Source organism: Pseudonocardia sp. 73-21 (genome assembly GCF_001899645.1).
Classification (GTDB): Bacteria; Actinomycetota; Actinomycetes; order Mycobacteriales; family Pseudonocardiaceae; genus Pseudonocardia.
In genome coordinates this window covers 150,721-169,458 of the sequence record NZ_MKVV01000035.1, presented here as the reverse complement: position 1 = coordinate 169,458, position 18,738 = coordinate 150,721, and the positions used below count along the sequence as shown (strand labels likewise).

The 18,738-nt window shown below is 73.7% G+C and carries 18 protein-coding genes; 9 read left to right on the top strand and 9 right to left on the bottom strand.

All coding sequences use genetic code 11. The annotated features are described in order from the left end of the window. Positions 1 to 299: 299 nt before the first annotated feature. Positions 300 to 593 (top strand): hypothetical protein, encoded by a 294-nt coding sequence (locus BGP03_RS10575; protein WP_296367886.1) that lies wholly within the window; start codon positions 300 to 302, stop codon positions 591 to 593. 21 nt (positions 594 to 614) lie between these two features. On the opposite strand, the gene BGP03_RS10570 is transcribed toward BGP03_RS10575, so the two are convergent. Together BGP03_RS10570 and BGP03_RS10565 are read right to left on the bottom strand one after the other, a co-directional pair. Then, positions 615 to 1,352, bottom strand: coding sequence for an alpha/beta hydrolase (locus BGP03_RS10570; protein ID WP_296367884.1), 738 nt, complete (start codon positions 1,350 to 1,352; stop codon positions 615 to 617). Continuing rightward, positions 1,349 to 1,678: a thiamine-binding protein gene (locus BGP03_RS10565; protein WP_296367882.1), complete on the bottom strand. Its 330-nt coding sequence runs from the start codon at positions 1,676 to 1,678 to the stop codon at positions 1,349 to 1,351. Before BGP03_RS10565 ends, BGP03_RS10570 begins: the two co-directional genes overlap by 4 nt. A 93-nt stretch (positions 1,679 to 1,771) precedes the next feature. On the opposite strand from BGP03_RS10565, the gene BGP03_RS10560 reads away from it, so the two are divergent. Both BGP03_RS10560 and BGP03_RS10555 read left to right on the top strand, forming a co-directional pair. After that, entirely contained in the window at positions 1,772 to 2,275 is a 504-nt protein-coding gene (locus BGP03_RS10560) for a MarR family transcriptional regulator (RefSeq protein ID WP_296367880.1), read from the top strand. 310 nt (positions 2,276 to 2,585) lie between these two features. Continuing rightward, positions 2,586 to 3,725: a helix-turn-helix transcriptional regulator gene (locus BGP03_RS10555; RefSeq protein WP_298799476.1), complete on the top strand. Its 1,140-nt coding sequence runs from the start codon at positions 2,586 to 2,588 to the stop codon at positions 3,723 to 3,725. A 10-nt stretch (positions 3,726 to 3,735) separates the two neighbouring features. Here the strand turns inward: BGP03_RS10555 and meaB are convergent, their stop codons facing one another. Next, entirely contained in the window at positions 3,736 to 4,710 is a 975-nt protein-coding gene (meaB, locus tag BGP03_RS10550) for a methylmalonyl Co-A mutase-associated GTPase MeaB (protein WP_298799480.1), read from the bottom strand. 10 nt (positions 4,711 to 4,720) lie between these two features. Beyond that, on the bottom strand, positions 4,721 to 5,911 hold the full coding sequence (locus tag BGP03_RS10545; RefSeq protein WP_296367876.1) for an acetyl-CoA C-acetyltransferase: 1,191 nt from the start codon (positions 5,909 to 5,911) through the stop codon (positions 4,721 to 4,723). Between the two features lie 140 nt (positions 5,912 to 6,051). Here BGP03_RS10545 and mce point away from each other — a divergent pair, with 140 nt between their 5' ends. From mce to BGP03_RS10530, 3 genes are all read left to right on the top strand, one after another. After that, positions 6,052 to 6,492 (top strand): methylmalonyl-CoA epimerase, encoded by a 441-nt coding sequence (gene mce, locus BGP03_RS10540; RefSeq protein ID WP_296367874.1) that lies wholly within the window; start codon positions 6,052 to 6,054, stop codon positions 6,490 to 6,492. A 134-nt stretch (positions 6,493 to 6,626) separates the two neighbouring features. Beyond that, entirely contained in the window at positions 6,627 to 7,958 is a 1,332-nt protein-coding gene (gene ccrA, locus BGP03_RS10535) for a crotonyl-CoA carboxylase/reductase (protein ID WP_296367872.1), read from the top strand. A 112-nt stretch (positions 7,959 to 8,070) separates the two neighbouring features. Then, positions 8,071 to 9,318, top strand: coding sequence for a hypothetical protein (locus BGP03_RS10530; RefSeq protein WP_296367870.1), 1,248 nt, complete (start codon positions 8,071 to 8,073; stop codon positions 9,316 to 9,318). 22 nt (positions 9,319 to 9,340) lie between these two features. On the opposite strand, the gene BGP03_RS10525 is transcribed toward BGP03_RS10530, so the two are convergent. The 5 genes from BGP03_RS10525 to BGP03_RS10505 all read right to left on the bottom strand — a co-directional run bounded on the left by BGP03_RS10525 (position 9,341) and on the right by BGP03_RS10505 (position 16,536). After that, entirely contained in the window at positions 9,341 to 9,634 is a 294-nt protein-coding gene (locus BGP03_RS10525; RefSeq protein WP_298799475.1) for a hypothetical protein, read from the bottom strand. 17 nt (positions 9,635 to 9,651) lie between these two features. Further along, positions 9,652 to 11,436: a 3-hydroxybutyryl-CoA dehydrogenase gene (locus tag BGP03_RS10520; protein WP_296367983.1), complete on the bottom strand. Its 1,785-nt coding sequence runs from the start codon at positions 11,434 to 11,436 to the stop codon at positions 9,652 to 9,654. 68 nt (positions 11,437 to 11,504) lie between these two features. Further along, entirely contained in the window at positions 11,505 to 12,986 is a 1,482-nt protein-coding gene (locus BGP03_RS10515; protein WP_298799474.1) for an aldehyde dehydrogenase family protein, read from the bottom strand. Between the two features lie 78 nt (positions 12,987 to 13,064). Continuing rightward, positions 13,065 to 13,724 carry an endonuclease NucS gene (gene nucS, locus BGP03_RS10510; protein ID WP_298799473.1) on the bottom strand — a complete coding sequence of 220 codons (660 nt, stop codon included), beginning with the start codon at positions 13,722 to 13,724 and terminating at the stop codon, positions 13,065 to 13,067. Positions 13,725 to 13,734: 10 nt separating this feature from the next. Further along, positions 13,735 to 16,536 (bottom strand): LuxR family transcriptional regulator, encoded by a 2,802-nt coding sequence (locus tag BGP03_RS10505; RefSeq protein WP_298799472.1) that lies wholly within the window; start codon positions 16,534 to 16,536, stop codon positions 13,735 to 13,737. A gap of 85 nt (positions 16,537 to 16,621) precedes the next feature. Between BGP03_RS10505 and BGP03_RS10500 the strand changes: the two genes are divergently transcribed. The 3 genes from BGP03_RS10500 to BGP03_RS10490 are packed head-to-tail and all read left to right on the top strand — an operon-like array spanning position 16,622 to position 18,515. After that, complete coding sequence (locus BGP03_RS10500; RefSeq protein ID WP_298799471.1) at positions 16,622 to 17,818, top strand: amidohydrolase family protein; 1,197 nt, start codon at positions 16,622 to 16,624, stop codon at positions 17,816 to 17,818. Positions 17,819 to 17,827: 9 nt separating this feature from the next. Next, a complete protein-coding gene (locus tag BGP03_RS10495; protein ID WP_296367862.1) occupies positions 17,828 to 18,004 on the top strand; it encodes a hypothetical protein in 177 nt (58 codons plus the stop codon). After that, positions 17,982 to 18,515: an NUDIX hydrolase gene (locus BGP03_RS10490; protein ID WP_296367861.1), complete on the top strand. Its 534-nt coding sequence runs from the start codon at positions 17,982 to 17,984 to the stop codon at positions 18,513 to 18,515. Before BGP03_RS10495 ends, BGP03_RS10490 begins: the two co-directional genes overlap by 23 nt. The last annotated feature ends 223 nt before the right edge of the window (positions 18,516 to 18,738 follow it).

Here is an 18,738-nt window from a genome sequence, read left to right as displayed (position 1 = left end):
CCGCCCGCCACAGCCGCCGCGCCCTGGTCTCCACCTGCTGTTCCATCGCGATCTCCTGCTCCGTAGGCACCCGCCGCGACAGTAGGTCGTCGGGTCGCTGCCGCACACCTTGGTCCGTTCCGGTCGAGTTCGGTCACCCTGCGCAGTCACCGTCGGCGATCCGTCGGACGCAGCGCGCAATCGATCACCGGTCTGGCGGAGCACCACCGCTCGGATCGGCTCGTTGATGAGGTGGGAGTGACGAGAGTGTCGCTCTGTGTATGTAGATCGCTGTGTACGCAATCACCCGGAGGACCTGCATGAGCTCGGAGAACAACGTCGCCGACCGCCTGCTCACCGACGCCCGCAAGAAGACCGCGAAGCAGGAGAGCGCCGGACTCGGAAAGATCGCGCTGATCGTCGGCGTGATCGCCCTCCTCGCCAGCCCGATCTCGATCGCGGGGTGGGTGCTCGGCGCCGCCGCGATCGTGCTCGGCGCGATCGCGGTCCGCCGCCCGCTGGCGGCGAAGCTGGCCAAGATCGCGATCGGCCTCGGCGTGGCCGCCATCCTCGTCGGCGTCTTCTTCTTCACGCTGAACATCGCCCAGATGTGAGTTGGCCGGTTCGGGGAGGGGTCACCGTTCGCGGTGGCCCCTCTTCCCGTCTCCGGCCGCCGCGACGAGGACGTCCGCGAGCTCCGCGGGGCGGGTCAGCATCGGGAAGTGCCCGCCGGGCAGCTCCACGACCTGCGCACCGGGCAGCGACCGGCCGCGCTCGGCCAGCCGGCCCGGATCCACGACCCGGTCGTCCCGGCACACCACGACGGTGGTGGGCACCGCGGGCCACGACAGGAGCGGCGTGACCTCCCGGCCGATCGTCCAGGCCTGGCGCCGCAGCCCGGCCACCGCCGCGTCGACCACCTCCGACGACGACTCCTCGGCCACCCCGGCGTAGAGCCCGGCCCTGGCCGCGTCGGGCGGCCACGACGTGGTGCGGTCGTCGTGTCGCTGCTGGCCGCGGCCGAACCCGTCGGCCATGGGACTGTCGGCAGATCTGCTCTGGTCGTCGAAGGACCGGCCGGGCTGCGGCACCAGTGCGGCGACGAGCACGATCGCCGTCACGGACGCAGCCACCGCGCCCTGCGCCACCACCGGCACGGTGAGCCCACCCAGCGAGTGGCCGACGAGCACGCACGGCTCGGTGCCGACCGCCCGCTCCACCACCCCGGCGTAGTCGAGCGCGCCCAGCCCCGGCTGGTCGGACGGCAGGTCGACCGCGACCGCGGTGTGCCCGCGACGCGTCAGCTCGCCGACGAGCGGGGTCCAGCAGCCGCCGTCGTGCCAGGCCCCGTGGACGAGGACGAAGCGGCTCACGCCTCCGGTGCCCGATCGGCGTCCAGGGCCCGTTCGACCCGTTCGACCTTGGCCGTGAGCTGGCCCGAGTTGTGGGCCGGGCGGATGTCGGCCTTGAGCACCAGGCTGACCCGCGGCGCCCGCGCCTGCACGGCCTCGACCGCCTTCTTGATCACCGCCATGGCCTCGTCCCAGGTCTCGGCCTCGATGGTGGTGAACATGGAGGTGGTCTCGTTGGGCAGGCCCGACTCGCGGACGACCCGCACGGCCTCCGCCACGACGTCACCGACGCTGTCGTCGGTGGCGCCCTCGATGCCGGCCGGGGAGATGCTGAATGCGAAGAGCATGCCTGCAGCCTGCCCCATCCATCCGGCATCGCGCGCGCCCGCTCCCGCGCAGGCCGGCGGCACCGGCACGCGACACTGCTAGCGTCGCGCGTCATGGCCCCCCGCGCTCCCCTCCCGTTCGATCCGATCATGCGGGCGGCCCAGATGTGGGACGAGAGGATCGGGCCCGCCCGCACCATGGCCGCGGTGACGAGCGTGATGCGGGTGCAGCAGATCCTGCTCTCCGCCGTGGACGGTGCACTGCGCCCGCACGGGCTGACGTTCGCCCGGTACGAGGCCCTGGTGCTGCTGACGTTCTCCCGCCGCGGCCTGCTCCCGATGCGGGTGATGGGCGAGCGGCTGCAGCTGCACCCGACGAGCGTGACCAACATCGTGGACCGGCTCCAGGCCGACGGACTGGTGCGCCGCACCCCCCACCCGACCGACCGGCGCGCGACCCTGGTCGGCATCACCGAGGCCGGGGTCGCGGTGCTCGGGAAGGCGACGGAGGCGGTGACGGGGATCGACTTCGGGCTGCGGGGGCTGCGCCCCGAGCAGGAGACGCAGCTGACGGAGCTCCTCGGCCAGGTGCGCCGGGCCGCGGGCGACTTCGACTGACCTCCGCTCATCGTCGCGGCCCCTCCCCACCGGGCCGCGACGGGTCGCCCCCACCACGGCGTCCCGAGCGCCGGCCCCCACCCGGCCAGGACCGCATCGTGCGCACCCGTCGGTCGCCGACGGCCGTCCTGCGCCCCCGCGGCGTTCTCCTGCGCCCGACGCAGAAGCCGCCGACCGCTCCACCCGCAGCTCCCACCACGGCGCAGACCGAACACGTCGTGAGATCCATGACGCCACCTCCCCGCACTGTTGATGCCCTGTTGCCTCAACAGGGTTGACAGTACGACCGGGCACCGACATTCTCGGATCCGTGAACCTCCCCGAGCCCGTCCCCGGCGGTGCCGCACTCCGTGCGGCCCGCGTCGGGCGCGGCTGGTCGCAGAGCGAGGCGGCCCGTGAGATCGCCGGGCTCGGCCACCGCCGTGGCGTGCCGGTCGCCGCCGCGGCCAGCCTCAAGACGCTCCTGTCGCGGTGGGAGAACGGCCATGTCGTACCGGAGCCGCAGTACCGGGAGCTGCTCGCGGAGCTGTTCGGCCGCACGGCCGGGGAGCTGGGGATCGATCCGGAGGCGCAGCCCGTCCGGGCCGCCGAGGGGGCGGAGCGGCTACGGGCGGCGCTGGCCGGGGCCGCCGCCGCCGACCACACCGTGGTCGCGCTGTGGCGCGAGCAGCTCGCCGTGGCCGGCAGGCTCGACGACGAGCTCGGCACGGCGGGGGCCGGTGCTCTCGTGCGGGCCCAGGTGGCCCAGCTCCACCACACCCTCGCGCACACCCTCGGCGCCGCCGCGCGCCAGGCCGTGGCTTCCGTGCTGTCGGGCGCCGCCGCGCTGGCGGGCGCGCAGCACCTCGACGCGGGCGAGCCGGACCTGGCGTGGGAGGCCTACCGCCGCGCCCACTCGGCCGCCGCGGTGGCCCGCCGGCCGGTCGCCGCGGCCACCGCACTCGCCGGGCAGGCCACCGTCCTCGTGGAGGTCGGCGAGCCCGGACCGGCTCTCGTCCTGCTGGGCGATGAGCCGCCGGGAGGGCCGCCCGGCGCCACCGCCCGCTGGTCCGCGGCGGTCGGGCTGGCGAGGGCGGCAGGCGGCCAGGCACCCGCCGCGCAGGCCGCCTTCGGGCGCGCCGAGGAGGCCACCCGCGCCGCGGTGCGCGCGGCCGTCGTCCCCGACATGTTCTGGCCGTCGACGATCGACGTCGAACTCGACGACCTGCACCGCAGGCGGGGGCACGCGCTGTCGTTGCTCGGCGATCCCGCGGCGTTCCAGCCGCTGACCGGGGCGCTCGCGGCCGGGCCGACGTCCGCGCGGCACCGCGGGGAGCTGCACGCCGATCTCGCCGTCACGGTGGCGGCCCGGGATCCCAACGCTGCGGCCGCGCACGCCCGGCAGGCGCGGGCCATCGCCACGCGCATCGGGTCGAGGCGCATCCCGGCCCGGCTGGACGGCGCACCATGAGCACCGGGGCTCAGGAGGTGACGTTGCCGGCCAGCTCGTCGGCGGCCCCGTACGGGTCGAGGTCGCCTGCCACCACCCGCTTCGCGAGATCGGGCAGGCCCGAGCCGCCCCGCAGGTCACCGATCCGGTCCCGGATCCGGTCCAGCGTGATGGCCTCGATCTCGGCCGCGGCCCGGGCGAGCCTGCGCCGGTGGCGTTCACCGTGGGCGTCGATCCACTCGCGGTGGCGGTCGAGGGCGGCCACGAGGTCCTCGAGCCCCTCCTGGCGGGATGCCACGGTGCTCACCACCGGCCGGGTCCAGCTCCCGGCGTCGCCCCGGCCGCCCAGCGAGATCATGTGGCGCAGGTCGCGCACGGCCTGGGCGGCGCCGTCGCGGTCCGCCTTGTTCACCACGAACACGTCGGCCACCTCGAGGATGCCGGCCTTGGCGGCCTGCACCCCGTCGCCCATGCCCGGGGCCAGCAGCACCACGGTGGTGTCGGCCAGCGCCACCACCTCCACCTCGCTCTGCCCCACGCCCACGGTCTCGATGAGCACCACGTCGCAGCCGGCGGCGTCGAGCACCCGCAGCGCCTGCGGCGTCGACCAGGACAGGCCGCCCAGGTGGCCGCGGGTGGCCATGGAGCGGATGAACACACCGTCGTCGGTGGCGTGCTCGGCCATCCGCACCCGATCGCCGAGCAACGCTCCACCGGAGAACGGTGACGACGGGTCCACGGCGAGCACGCCCACGCGCCGGTTCTGCGCCCGCAGGGCTCCCACCAGCGCCGACGTGGTGGTGCTCTTCCCCACCCCGGGTGGCCCGGTCAGGCCCACCACGTGCGCGCGGCCGGTGTACGGGGCGAGGGCGGCCGCCACCTCCCGCAGGGCGTCGCGCCCTGCGGGGGTGTCGGATTCCACGAGCGACAACAGGCGGCCCACGGCGAGCTGCTCACCCTGCCGGGCCCGCACCACCAGCTGCGGGACGTCGAGCCGCCGTGCCATCACCGAGGGTTCAGCTCGCGGCCGGCACCCGGACGATCAGGGCGTCGCCCTGCCCGCCGCCACCGCACAGGGCGGCCGCACCCACGCCGCCGCCGCGGCGCTTGAGCTCCAGCGCCAGGCTCAGCGCGATGCGGGCGCCCGACATGCCGATCGGGTGGCCCAGCGCGATGGCCCCGCCGTTGACGTTCACCTTGTCCTCGTCGATGCCGAGCTTGCGGGCCGAGACGATGCCCACGGCGGCGAACGCCTCGTTGATCTCGATGAGGTCGAGGTCGGCGGGCGTGATGCCCTCCTTCTCGCAGGCCTTCGCGATGGCGTTGGCCGGCTGCTCGTGCAGGCTCGCGTCCGGGCCGGCCACCATGCCCTGGGCGCCGATCTCGGCGAGCCAGGTCAGGCCCAGCTCCTCGGCCTTGGCCTTGCTCATCACGACCACGGCGGCGGCCCCGTCGGAGATCGGCGAGGACGAGCCCGCGGTGATCGTGCCGTCGGAGGAGAAGGCGGGTCGGAGCTTGGCGAGCCCCTCGGCGGTGGTGTCGGGCCGGATGCCCTCGTCGAGGGAGAACTCGACCGGGTCGCCCTTGCGCTGGGGGATCGACACCGGGGTGATCTCCTCGGCGAAGTAGCCCTTCTCCACGGCGGCGGCGGCGCGCCGGTGCGAGCGGGCGGCGAACTCGTCCTGCTCGGCGCGGGTGATCTCGTAGCGGCTGTTGTACTTCTCGGTGGACGCGCCCATCGCCACCTGGTCGAACGCGCAGAACAGGCCGTCGTAGGCCATGTGGTCCTGCATGGTCACGTCGCCGTACTTGTAGCCCTCGCGGCTCTTGCCCAGCAGGTGCGGCGCCTGGGTCATCGACTCCTGGCCGCCGGCCACGATGATGTCGGCCTCACCGGCGCGGATGAGCTGGTCGGCCAGCGCGATGGCGTCGATGCCCGAGAGGCAGACCTTGTTGATGGTCAACGCGGGCACGTCCATCGGGATGCCCCCGGCCACGGCCGCCTGCCGGGCCGGGATCTGGCCGGCGCCGGCGGTCAGCACCTGTCCCATGATCGTGTACTGCACCTGCTCGGGGGCCACGCCCGCGCGTTCGAGCGCCGCCTTGATCGCCACACCTCCGAGCTGTGCGCCCGTGAAGCCCTTGAGCGAGCCCAGCAGACGCCCCATCGGGGTGCGTGCTCCTGCGACGATGACGGTTCCGGACACGTTTCCTCCAGCGACTGCGGTGGCAGGGGTTGGCCGACGATACCCGCCGGGCGGACCCACGATCCCGGCCCGCGGCCACGTCACGGTGGTGATACGTGGCACAACGCCACGTCAGCGGCCGTCCGGGTTACATTCCCGGCATGGGAGAACAGACGTACACGGGTGTCATCGGGGTCGACCACGTCGGCATCGCGGTCGCCGACCTCGACGAGGCCATCGCGTTCTACGGCGCCACCTTCGGGCTCGTCGCCACGCACGAGGAGGTCAACGAGGAACAGGGCGTGCGCGAGGCCATGCTGTCCGCGCCCGGCGACTCCGGCACCGCGATCCAGCTGCTCGCGCCCCTGCGCCCCGATTCGGCGATCGGCAAGTTCCTGGACCGCAACGGCCCCGGCATCCAGCAGATGGCCTACCGCGTCACCGACATCGAGGCCACGAGCGCCGCCCTCCGTGAAAAGGGCATCCGGCTGCTCTACGACGCACCGCGCCGGGGCACGGCCGAGTCGCGCATCAACTTCGTGCACCCGAAGGACGCCGGCGGAGTGCTCGTCGAGCTCGTGGAGCCCGCGGCCGCGCACTGAACCGGTCTCTGGACCGTTCGAGATGGCGATTGTCACCATCGCTGGGCGGAAACTCTCACTTTGCAGGGTCACGGGTACCATACCGCGCAGTAACTTTCGGGATACCAAGCAGACGACGCCATCGGAGGCCAGCCGTGCAGGAGATCCTCGACGCGATTCTCGCGGGAGAGCACGACGCGCTCGGCGGGCTCGCCGTGCCCGAGCACTACCGCGCCGTCACCGTCCACGAGGACGAGGCGGAGATGTTCGCGGGCATGCCCTCGCGTGAAAAGGACCCTCGCAAGAGCCTCCACGTCGAGGACGTGCCCACGCCGGAGCTGGGCCCGGGCGAGGCCATCGTCGCGGTGATGGCCAGCGCCATCAACTACAACACCGTGTGGACCTCGATCTTCGAACCGGTCTCCACGTTCAGCTTCCTCAAGCGCTACGGGAAGATCTCGCCGCTCACCAAGCGGCACGACCTGCCGTACCACATCGTGGGCTCCGACCTGGCCGGCGTCGTGCTGCGCACCGGTCCCGGCGTCAACGCGTGGAAGCCGGGCGACCAGGTCGTGGCGCACTGCCTCTCGGTGGAACTGGAGAGCCCCGACGGCCACGGCGACTCGATGATGGACCCCGAGCAGCGCATCTGGGGCTTCGAAACCAACTTCGGCGGGCTCGCCCAGCTCGCGCTGGTCAAGTCCAACCAGCTGATGGCCAAGCCCGCGCACCTGACGTGGGAGGAGGCCGCTGCTCCCGGCCTGGTCAACTCCACGGCCTACCGGCAGCTCGTCTCCCGCAACGGTGCCGCCATGAAGCAGGGCGACACGGTCCTCATCTGGGGCGCGTCCGGAGGGCTGGGCTCCTACGCCACCCAGTTCGCCCTCAACGGCGGGGCCACGCCGGTGTGCGTCGTCTCGTCGCCGGAGAAGGCCGAGATCTGCCGCAGGATGGGCGCCGAGCTGATCATCGACCGCTCCGCGGAGGGCTACCGGTTCTGGAAGGACGAGGACAACCAGGACCCCAAGGAGTGGAAGCGGTTCGGCGGGAAGATCCGCGAGCTCACCGGGGGTGACGACCCCGACATCGTCTTCGAGCACCCGGGGCGGGAGACGTTCGGCGCCAGCGTCTACGTCACGCGCAAGGGCGGCACGATCGTCACCTGCGCGTCCACCTCGGGCTACATGCACACCTACGACAACCGCTTCCTGTGGATGAACCTCAAGCGCATCGTCGGCTCGCACTTCGCGAACTACCGCGAGTCGTTCGAGGCCAACCGGCTCATCGCGAAGGGCCTCATCCACCCCACGCTCTCGAAGGTGTACTCCCTCGAGGACACGGGCCAGGCGGCGATGGACGTGCACACCAACAGCCACCAGGGCAAGGTCGGTGTGCTGGCGCTCGCGCCCGAGGAGGGCCTCGGGGTCACCGACCCGGAGCTGCGGGCCAAGCACATCGACGCGATCAATCGCTTCCGTGGAATCTGACGGTCGCGGAATCCGAGAGGAGTTCACCGGGCGTCACCCCGATGCGTGAGGCTGTTCACCCGCACAGCACTCTTCACGCCACCCTTCGGGGTGGGCCCGGTACGGTGAGTTCATGGCCGGAGACCCCGTTGTGCCCTCGCCCGACGCCGCATTCGAGGTGGTCAGGAAGGGCTACGACCAGGCGCAGGTGGAGGCCCACCTGCGCCGGCTCGACGCCGACGTCCGGATCCTGACCACGGATCGGGACGCCGCCCTCGACCAGGCTGCGCAGCTCAACCGGGAGCTCGACGACTCCCGGGCCCGGGCCGACCGCCTGCGCGCCCAGGTGCGCACGCTCGTCAGCCCCCAGCAGAGCGTGCAGGGCATGAGCGAGCGCATGCGATCGATGCTGCGGCTGGCCGAGGACGAGGTGGCGGAGATGCTCGCCCGTGCCGAGACCGAGGTGAACAGGCGGGTCCGCGAGGCCGAGCAGAAGGCCGAGCAGATCGTCGCCGACGCGCAGAACGAGGTCGCCACGGTGCGTCTCGCCGTCCGCGCGGACGCCGAGACGGCGGAGCGGCAGCGCGCCGAGCTGCGCGCGGCGCTGGAGGCCGACCGGCTGGCCAGCGCGCAGGCCATCGCCGAGGCCGACGCGGCGGCGGAGCACGAGCGCACCCGGCTCCGCACGGAGCAGGAGTCCGAGCTCCGGGCGGCCGCCGAGAAGCTGGCCGCGGCCACGGCTGAGGCCGAGCAGGCCCGGGCGCAGGCCTGGTCCGAGTCCGAGGCCCGGCGCGCGCTGGTCGAGGAGGACTTCTTCATCGCGATGGACCAGCGCCGCAAGGAGGCCCTGACGGCCCTCGTCGCGGAGCAGGAGTCCACCCGACGCATCACGGCCGAGATGCGGGCCTCCGCCGCTGCCGAGGCGCGGAGCCTCGTGGAGGACGCCCGCCGCACCGCCGCGCAGATCGTCGCCGACGCCCAGCGCCGGGTGGCCGAGCTGGTGGCGCTGCGCGGGCGGCTCGCCGAGCAGCTCGACGGCACCCGCGCCGTCCTGGCCAGCACGGTCGGCGACCTGGGCCGGCCGGTGGAGGGCGAGATCACCACACCTGCGGCGGTCACGCCCGACGCGGGGCTCCCCCAGTCGGATCCGCAGCCGGTGGCGGAGCTCCCGGTCGACGCACCGGAACCGAGCCCCGAGTCAGCACCCGCCGCTGAGACAGCGCCGGTCCGCGACACCGTCACGGCATCGGCCGCCGACGCCCCCGCCGGCGACAGCAACGGTCACAGTGCGAGCACCACCGCGAGCAGCACCACCGCGGCCGCGGACACCGTGCGCACCCCGACGCCGACCCGCCGCACCCCGAGCCCGGCCCGCCGCTGATGCGGCGGCCCGCTCCCGTCACTCAGTAGCGCCGGCCGCCCGGCCTGCGCCGGCCCCGGGCCGTCCAGCACGGCGCGTGCCAGTGCCTGCGGTCCTCCACCGAGCCGAACTCGGCCGCGGGCCACGCCACCACGTGCGGGGTGCCGGCCGGGATCTCCTGGTCGCAGCCCGGGCAGCGGTACCACTTCGCCGACGACGAGCCGGGCACGTTGCGCACCAGCCACTCGCCGTCGGAGCCGCTCTCGGCCCGGGTGAACGACGCCGACCGCAGCGGCACGTGTTCCGTGCGCTGCAGCCGGCGCGTCCGTCGTCCCATGGCAGGTGCAACGCCGCTCAGCGCGCGGCGTAGTCCCGGAAACCGTGACCGGTCTTGCGACCGAGCCGACCGGCCGTGACGAGGTGCTCCAGCAGCGGGGCGGGTGCGAACCCGGCCTCCCGGAACTCCCCGTACAGCGAGCGCTCGATGGCCAGCGACACGTCGAGCCCGACCACGTCGAGCAGCTCGAACGGCCCCATCGGCAGCGCGCAGCCGGTCTTCATGGCGGCGTCGATGTCGTCGGCCGTGGCGTAGTGCGCCTCGAGCATCTTCACGGCGTCGTTGAGGTACGGGAACAGCAGCGCGTTGACGATGAACCCGGCGCGGTCGCCGCAGCTCACCGGCACCTTCTTGAGGCGGGTGCACAGCGCGAGGGCGGTGGCCGCGACGTCGGGGGCGGTGGTGATCGTGGAGACCACCTCCACCAGCTTCATCGCCGGGGCCGGGTTGAAGAAGTGCAGCCCGATCACGTCGGACGGCCGCGTGGTGGCCGCCGCGCACTCGACCACCGGCAGCGACGACGTGGTGGTGGCCAGGATCGCACCGGGCTTGCAGATCTCGTCCAGCGCCGCGAACACCGCGCGCTTGACGTCGAGCTCCTCGGCGATGGCCTCGACCACGAGGTCGACGTCGGCGAAGTCCTCCAGCCGCGTGGTGCCGGTGATCCGGGCCAGCGTGGAGTCGCGGTCGTCCTCGGTCATGCGGCCGCGCACCACCGACTTCTCCAGCGACTTCCTGATCCCCGCGACGGACGAGGAGACCTTCGAGTCGCTGCGCCCGCGGACGATCACGTCGAGCCCGGCCTTGGCCAGCACCTCGACGATGCCCGAGGCCATGGTGCCCGTGCCGACGACGCCGACCCGCTGCACGTCGCGGATCGTGACGTCCTCGGGGACGGTGCCGCTGGGGGTCAGGGCGTCGGCGACGACCTCGGACTTGTGCGGCGCGGAGTACGTGTAGAAGCCGCGGCCCGACTTCCGCCCGAGCAGCCCGGCGGTGATCATCTGCTTGAGCACGGGGGCGGGGGCGTGCATCTGGTTGCGGGACTGCTTGTACATCGTGTCGAGGATCTCGTAGCTCGTGTCGAGCCCGATCAGGTCGAGCAGGGCGAGCGGGCCCATCGGGTAGCCGCAGCCGTAGCGCATGGCCGCGTCGAGGTCCTCGCGGCTGGCGTAGCGCTGCTCGTACATCTTCGCGGCGTGGTTGAGGTAGCCGAACAGCAACGCGTTGGCGATGAAGCCGGCGCGGTCGCCGATGACGACGGGCACCTTGTCGAGCGTGGCGGCGAAGGCCTTCACGTCGTCGACCACGTCCTGCTCGGTGACGACGGTGCGGACGAGCTCCACCAGCGCCTGCACGGGCGCGGGGTTGAAGAAGTGCATCCCGAGGACCTTGCCGGGACGCCCGGTGCGGACGGCGAGCTCGGTGACCGAGAGCGAGGAGGTGTTGGAGGCCAGGATCGCGTCGGGCCGGCAGACCTTGTCGAGCTCGGTGAAGATCTGAGCCTTGAGGTCGAGGTTCTCGGGCACGGCCTCGATGACGAGGTCGGCGTCGCCGAGGTCGGCGAGCGACGTGGTGGTGGTGATGCGGCCCAGCAGGGCGTCCGCGTCCTCCTGGGTGAGCTTGCCGCGGCCGACCGCCCGTGACGTGGACGTCTCCAGGTGCTGGCGGCCGCGCGCGACGGCATCGGTGTCGGTCTCCGCGGCGATCACCTGCAGCCCGTTGCGGGCGAAGACCTCCACGATGCCTGCGCCCATGGTGCCCAGGCCGACCACGCCGACCGTCCGGAACTCGCGTGCCACCATCTACCTCCGTCGTTGGATTTCCCGGGATCCTCCCAGACCCGCGGCGTGCCCGGGCCCGGCTGTGACTAACGCCCGTGCCGCAGCCGCACCAGCCCGAGCAGCGCGTTCATGCCGCGGGAGGTGCGCTTGAAGCTGGTCACCGCGATGGGCAGGGCGAACTTCTGGCGCGCCACGGCCTGGGGCCGGGTGAACTCCCGCAGCCCGTCCTGGCCGTGGATGCGCCCGAACCCGGAGTCGCCGACCCCGCCGAAGGGCAGGGCCGGGATGCCGGCGAACGAGATCACGCTGTTGATCGCCACCATGCCGCAGCGCAGCTGCGCCGCGATCTCCTCGCCGCGCTTCTTCGAGAACACGGTGGCGCCCAGGCCGTAGCCGGTGCCGTTGGCGCGGCGCACGGCCTCGTCGACGTCCGGCACGCGGTTGACGACGATCAGCGGCCCGAACGTCTCCTCGGTGATCGCGGTGGAGTCCTCGGGCACGTCGACGATCACGACGGGGTCGATGAACGGCGGGTGCACCGACGACGGCCCGCCGACCACGGCGCGGCCGCCCTTCGCCAGCGCGTCGTCCACGTGACCGGCGACGATGTCGGACTGGGACGCCATGGTCATGGGGCCGAAGTCGCCGGGGCGCAGCGCCTCGGCCTTGCGCACGACGTGGCTGATGAACCGGTCGGCGACCTGCTCGACGACGTACACGCGCTCGACGCCGACGCAGGTCTGACCCGCGTTGGACATGCCGCCCCAGACGGTGGCGTCGGCGGCGGCCTCGAGATCGGCATCCACGTCGACGATCAGCGGGTCCTTGCCGCCGCACTCGATGAGCACCGGGGTGAGGGTGTCGGCGCAGGCGGCCATCACGCGCTTGCCGGTGGCGGTGGAGCCGGTGAAGGCGATCTTGCCGACGCCCTTCGCGCGGCACAGCGCGGCGCCGGTCTCCCCGAACCCGGTGACGACCTGCAGCAGGGGGTGGCCCTCGGCGATCTCGGCGAGCGAGTCGGCCAGCGCGGTGCCGACGCCCGGCGTCAGCTCGCTGGGCTTGAACACCACGGCGTTGCCGGCCGCGAGCGCGTAGCCGATGGAGCCCATCGGTGTGAACACCGGGTAGTTCCACGGCCCGATGACGCCGACGACGCCGATCGGCGCGTAGGTGATCGTCGCGGCCTGGTTGGCCATGAGCATCCCGGACGAGACCTTGCGCTTCCCGAGGACCTTCTCGGCGTGCTTCGCGGCCCAGTCGAGGTGGTCGATGGCCAGTACGAGCTCGAGGCGGGAGTCGTCGAACGGCTTGCCGGTCTCGTCGGACACGACGCGGGCGATGTCGTCGAGGCGCCGGACGAGCGCCTTGCGCCACTCCCCCAGCCGCTTGCCGCGCTCGGTGAAACCGAGACCGGCCCACCACTGGCCCGCCTCGACGGCCCGGGCGACGGCCTGCTCGACGGCGGCCTCGTCGTGGACGGGATGGGTACCGACGACCTCGCCGGTACGGGGGTCGAGCGACTCGAAGGTCGCCGGTACGGCGTCTGCGGGCACCTCGGTGGCGGTCACTACTCCAGAGTAGGCCCCGGGGTCGTGCGCGGAAATCAGTGCTCCGACACCGTTTTCCGCGCACGGGCGGCGGAGCCGCTAGAACAGGCGCAGATCCGTGCTCTCAGTGCCGCGCAGGGCGTCGTAGTCGACCACGAGACAACGGATGCCGCGGTCCTCGGCCAGCGTGCGGGCCTGGGGCTTGATCTGCTGGGCCGCGTAGACGCCCGCGACCGGCGCGAGCAGCGGGTCGCGGTTCATGAGCTCGAGGTAGCGGGTGAGCTGCTCGACGCCGTCGATCTCACCGCGCCGCTTCACCTCGACGGCCACGGACTTCCCCGCCGCGTCGCGCAGCAGCAGGTCGACCGGCCCGATCGCCGTCATGTACTCGCGGCGCACCAGCGTGTAGCCCTCGCCGAACGTGGTCGGGTGGGCGGCCAGAAGCTCCTGCAGGTGTGCCTCCACACCGTCCTTGACCAGGCCGGGGTCGACTCCCAGCTCGTGCTTCGTGTCGTGCAGCACCTCGTCGATGGTGATGACGAGCGACTCGTCGGCCTTGTTGCGCACCGTCCACACGCCGGGCTGCTCCTCGAGCCAGCACGGCGGGCTCATCCAGTTCAGCGGCTTGTAGGCGCGGTCGTCGGCGTGGATGCTCACCGACCCGTCGGCCTTCACCAGCAACAGCCGCGGGGCCATGGGGAGGTGGGCGGTGAGGCGGCCGACGTAGTCGACCTGGCAGCGAGCGATGACGAGACGCACCGGCGAGACCCTACTGCCTCCGGGTCGCCACCCACGCCGCGATCTGGCTGCGGCCGGAGAAGCCCAGCTTGGCCAGGACGTGCTGGACGTGGGTCTCCACCGTGCGCTCGGAGATGTGGGCGGCGGCCGCGATCTGGCGGTTGGTCAGGCCCCGGCCCACCAGCTCGGCGATCTCGGCCTCACGGCGGCTGAGCGGGCCGCCGTCGTCGGAGGCCATTGCGTCGACCTGCGCTCGCAGCGGCGCCATGCCCAGCCGGTCGGCGGTCGCACCGGCCGCGGCGGCCAGGGCGGCGGCCTCGTCGAGGGCCCGGCCACCGGCCCGCAACGCGGTCGCGAGCCGGTAGCGCGCGAGGGCCGCGAACGGCGCCAACCCGGCGGCGTCGTTGACCGTGACGGCCGTGCGCAGGTGCCGGACGGCCGCATCCGGGCGGCCGGCGGCGAGCGCGGCCATGCCCAGATAGAGGTGCATCGAGCCGCTCGTGGTGATCGCCCCGGCGCCGCCGACGGCGTGCAGGTCGGCGTAGGGCAGCAGCAACCGGTGGCAGGTCCCGGCCGTGCCGGCGTCACCGAGGTCGGCGGCCAGCTGCGCCCGCACCACCTCCACGGTCATGCCCATGAACGCCGGGATCCGCGGCGAACCCGGCCCGGGCAGGCCCTCGTACCAGCGGCGGGCCTCGGCCGCCCGACCGGACGCGACGAGCATCTGGGCGTAGGACGCCCGCGACAGACCCGTGAACGACTGTTCCAGGGCGGGGTTGCCGAGGAACCAGGACACGTCGCCGGGATCGCCACCGGTGAGCGCGGCGAGGGTGAAGCGCAGCGACCGGCCCGTCGCGGCGGCCCCCTGGTGCCCGCCGTCCAGCGCGAGGGCGATCGACTCGTCGTTGAGCTGCGCCGCCTCGGTGAACCGGCCGCGCCCGAACGCCAGCGCCACGCGGCTGCGCAGCAGGTGCAGCCGGGCCATCGGCTGGCGGAGTGCGACGACGATGGGTTCCAGCAGGTCCACCTCGGCCTCGGCCTCGGCGACCCGGCCGGCCTGCAGCAGCGCGTCGAACCGCCAGAGGTGGCCCCACATCGCGTCGGACGCGCTGCCCGACCGCTCCGCCACCGCGAGCATGCGCCCGCCGAGCACGAGACGGGCGGCGTTGCCGTCGGCGTCGGAGAAGACCAGCTGCCGGGACCTCAGCGCACTGACCAGCGACGACGAGTCGTCGAGCCGTTCGGCCATCGCGAGGGACTCCTCGCTGGCGGCCAGCATGCCCGGGCGGTCGGCGGCCAGCACGCGACAGTGCGCGAGCTGTGCCAGCAGCCGGGCCCGCAGGGGGCTGTCGGTCCCGGGCAGCCCGCGCAGGGCCTCGGTGCACCACCCCTGCACGGTGACGAGCCATTCGGCCTCCGACACCTCCGGCATGCCGAGCGCAGCCCGCCCCAGCGCGGCGTGGTCGCCCGTGCGCCGCGCCAGCTCCGCCGCCTCGGTACAGGTCCCGATCGCGGCCGGTACGTCGTGGGCGAGCGCCTGCGCCCGGGCGGTGTCCAGCAGGAGCTCGATCCGCTCGGCCGGGACGAGCACCGCGGCACCGACGGCCTGCGCCCGGCCGTACAGGCGCGCCGCCTCCTCGTAGGCCAGCTGCGCCGTGGCCAGCCGGGCCGCGCCGCACGTCCACCCGCACGCCGCGCCGGCGTCGCCGAGCGGGAGCGCCGCGAGCGCGTGGTGGGCCAGCTCCGGCAGCACGTCCGGATCCCCCGCGGCGGGTTCCAGCACGCCGACCGCGGCCAGGTGGATCCGGGCGCGGTCGGCCGGGGCCAGCTCGACGAGCAGCGTCTCCCGCACGAGGTCGTGACCGAACCGCAGCCCGGGACGCCCGGGCGGACGCTCCAGCAGACCGTCGTCGACGGCCGGCCGCAGCAGGTCGAGCAGGTCGCCCGCCGTGACGCCGGCCGCCCCGGCCACCAGCGCGAGATCGGGCTCGCGGCCGATCACCGCGGCGACGTCGAGCAACGCCCGTGCGGCGTCGGGCAGCCGGGCCAGCCGCCGGCGGACCACGTCACGCACGGCGGCCGGCACCCGCGACGCGTCGGGGTCGCTCGTCCACGCCCGGCCCAGCTCGCCGACGAAGAACGGGTTGCCGCGCGTGCGGCGGGTGACCGTGGCGACCATCCCGGCCGACGGGGCCCGGCCGAGGCGGTCGGCCAGTGCCGTCGCCACGTCCGGTTCGTCGAGCCCCGCCAGCTCCAGGCGGACGGCGCCGGGCAGCCAGGTCCCGGCCAGCTCCGCCGTGCGGTAGGTGGCCACCATGAGCAGCCGGGCGTCGGCCGTCTCCCGGGCGAGGTGCGTGAGCAGCGCCCGCGACGCCGGGTCGGCCCACTGCACGTCGTCGAGCACGAGGACGAGGCCGGTGGGCGCCGCGAGGTCGGTGAGGAACCCCGCCACCGTGTCGAAGAGGGCGAAGCGCTGCTCGGGGCCGTCCGTCGGTGCGGCCGGGCCCAGTTCGGGGGCGATCCGCGCCAGGTCCCCACGGCGCCCCGCCAGGAGCGTCCCGACGCGCTCGGGGGAGGCGGTGGCCAGCCAGGCACGCAGGATCCGGCGCCACGGCCAGAACGCGGGTGCGCCGTCCTCGTCGGTGCACCCGCCCCACAGCACGGGCACCGCCCGCGCCGCGGCGAGCCGGCCCAGCTCCGCGACGAGACGGGTCTTGCCGATCCCGGGCTCACCGGAGACGAGGACGAGCCCGGCGCGACCGCCCAGCGCCTCGTCCAGCCGGCCGACGAGCTCCTTCAGCTCGACGGCCCGGCCGACCAACCGGGGCTCCACGGACGACACGCTAGCGCGGATTCAGTACCGCTCCTGCGTGCTTTCCACGATGGCGGGAGCGCTCTGACCTCGTAGAACTTCCGGCATGACCCGATCCCGCACCGCCATCCGCGCCGACCGCCTCTTCGACGGGGCGGCCTCGGTCGCCGACCCGCTCGTCGTCGTCGAGGACAGGAGGATCACCGCCGTCGACTCCGGGCCGCGCGCCCCGGTCCCTCCGGACGCCGAGCTCGTGGAGCTGCCCGGCGCCACCCTGCTGCCCGGTTTGATCGACACCCACGTCCACCTCTGCTTCGACGCCGGCCCCGATCCCGTCGCGTCGCTCGCCGACCGCGACGACGACGCCGTGCTGGCCGCGATGGCCGACGCCGCCGCCGGGCAGCTGGCCGCCGGCGTGACCACCGTGCGCGACCTGGGCGACCGCGACTACCTGTCGCTGCGCTACCGCGAGACCGCGACCGGCCCGCAGCCGACGATCGTGGCCGCCGGCCCGCCGATCACGTCCGAGGGCGGCCACTGCCACTTCCTCGGCGGGATCGCCCGTGGGGTCGACGGCATCCGGGCGGCGGTCGACGAGCACGTGCAGCGCGGAGCCGACGTAATCAAGGTGATGGCCAGCGGCGGCATGATGACCGCCGGCACGGTGGTGCACCAGGCCCAGTTCTCCCCCTCCGAGCTGCGGTTCCTCGTCACCGAGGCCCACCGTCACGGCCTCCCGGTCACCGCCCACGCGCACGCCCTCGACGCGATCGTCGACGCGGTGGCGGCCGGCGTCGACGGCATCGAGCACTGCGCGTTCCGCACCGCCGACGGCGTGCACACCCCCGACGACGTGGTGGCCGCGATCGTGGCCCGCCGGATCGCGGTGGGCGCCACGATGGGGATCCGCCCCGTCGAGGGCATCGTCGCGCCGGCGGAGCTGCTGCGGCACCTGCCCGCGATGCTCGCCGCGATCGGCCGGCTCGTCCGGGAGGGCGCCCTGGTCGTCGCCGGCACCGACGCCGGCATCGCCCCGGTCAAGCCGCACGGCGTGCTGCCCCTCGGCCTCGCGCAGCTCACCGAGCTCGGGATGACGCCGGTCGACGCCCTGCGCGCGGGCACCCACGTGGCCGCTCAGGTGGTGGGGCTCGGCGACCGCAAGGGCCGCGTCGCCCCCGGCTTCGACGCCGACCTGCTCGCCGTCGCGGGCGACCCGCTGGCCGACATCGCCGACCTGCTCCGTCCCGTCGCCGTGCTGGTCGGCGGCCGCTCCGTCCTTCCGTCCCTCTCGCCGTCCGTCTAGGAGACGATCATGAGCAGCTCGAGCATGCCCCACTGGTCACGCGCCCTGCGCGCCTTCGGCCGCGCCGTCGTGCAGCACCTCGCCACCGACAACGGCTGGCTGTGGGCCGCCGGGATCGGATACCCCTACCTCGGCCCCTACCCGCCCCGTCGATACTCGGGCCGTGGAGACGATCAGCAGCCGTGAGGTCTACGCCAACGCCTGGATGACGGTGCGGGAGGACGCCGTCCGGCGCTCCGACGGCACGGACGGGATCTACGGGGTGGTCGACAAGCCGACCGCCGCCGTGGTCATCCCCCGGGACGGCGACCGGCTGCACCTCGTCGAGCAGTTCCGGTACCCGGTCGGGGCGCGGCGCTGGGAGTTCCCCATGGGCACCGCCCCCGACCGGGCCGAGCTCGAGCCCGCCGTGCTCGCGGCCCGCGAGCTGGAGGAGGAGACGGGCCTGGTCGCCGGACGCATGGAGCTGCTGGGGGACATGGACATCGCACCGGGCATGTCCAGCCAGCGCGAGCACGTCTTCCTCGCGACGGAGCTGGTCGAGGGGCCGGTGCGGCGCGAGCACACCGAGCAGGACATGCGGGCCGCCTGGTTCAGCACCGCCGAGTTCGAGGAGATGGTGCGCCGCTCCGAGATCGTCGACGCCCAGACCGTGGCGGCCTACCTGCTCCTGCTGCTCCACGACCGGCGGCCCTGACCGCTCCGAGATGCCGCTCGTCAGGTACGAGCTGGTCTTTCCCTTCGCCGGCGGGCCGGGCACACCAGGCACGGGGTGTAGCGCGGGACCACCCCGCGGAGCGCGGGGCGGCTGAAGCCGGCTGTGGGGTGGTGGACCTGCGCCGGGCCGAACCTGCCGTCGCCGGCCGGCCGCGTCTGGGCGACCGCGAACGGACGCCGACACCGCAACCGTAGGAGCGACC

What these genes read in the sequence shown, in the direction of transcription:
- BGP03_RS10575 (WP_296367886.1), top strand. Translation starts at nt 300, where the DNA reads ATGAGCTCGGAGAACAACGTCGCCGACCGCCTGCTCACCGACGCCCGC.
- BGP03_RS10565 (WP_296367882.1), bottom strand. Translation starts at nt 1,678, where the DNA reads ATGCTCTTCGCATTCAGCATCTCCCCGGCCGGCATCGAGGGCGCCACC.
- BGP03_RS10560 (WP_296367880.1), top strand. Translation starts at nt 1,772, where the DNA reads ATGGCCCCCCGCGCTCCCCTCCCGTTCGATCCGATCATGCGGGCGGCC.
- meaB (WP_298799480.1), bottom strand. Translation starts at nt 4,710, where the DNA reads ATGGCACGGCGGCTCGACGTCCCGCAGCTGGTGGTGCGGGCCCGGCAG.
- mce (WP_296367874.1), top strand. Translation starts at nt 6,052, where the DNA reads ATGGGAGAACAGACGTACACGGGTGTCATCGGGGTCGACCACGTCGGC.
- BGP03_RS10530 (WP_296367870.1), top strand. Translation starts at nt 8,071, where the DNA reads ATGGCCGGAGACCCCGTTGTGCCCTCGCCCGACGCCGCATTCGAGGTG.
- BGP03_RS10525 (WP_298799475.1), bottom strand. Translation starts at nt 9,634, where the DNA reads ATGGGACGACGGACGCGCCGGCTGCAGCGCACGGAACACGTGCCGCTG.
- BGP03_RS10500 (WP_298799471.1), top strand. Translation starts at nt 16,622, where the DNA reads ATGACCCGATCCCGCACCGCCATCCGCGCCGACCGCCTCTTCGACGGG.
- BGP03_RS10495 (WP_296367862.1), top strand. Translation starts at nt 17,828, where the DNA reads ATGAGCAGCTCGAGCATGCCCCACTGGTCACGCGCCCTGCGCGCCTTC.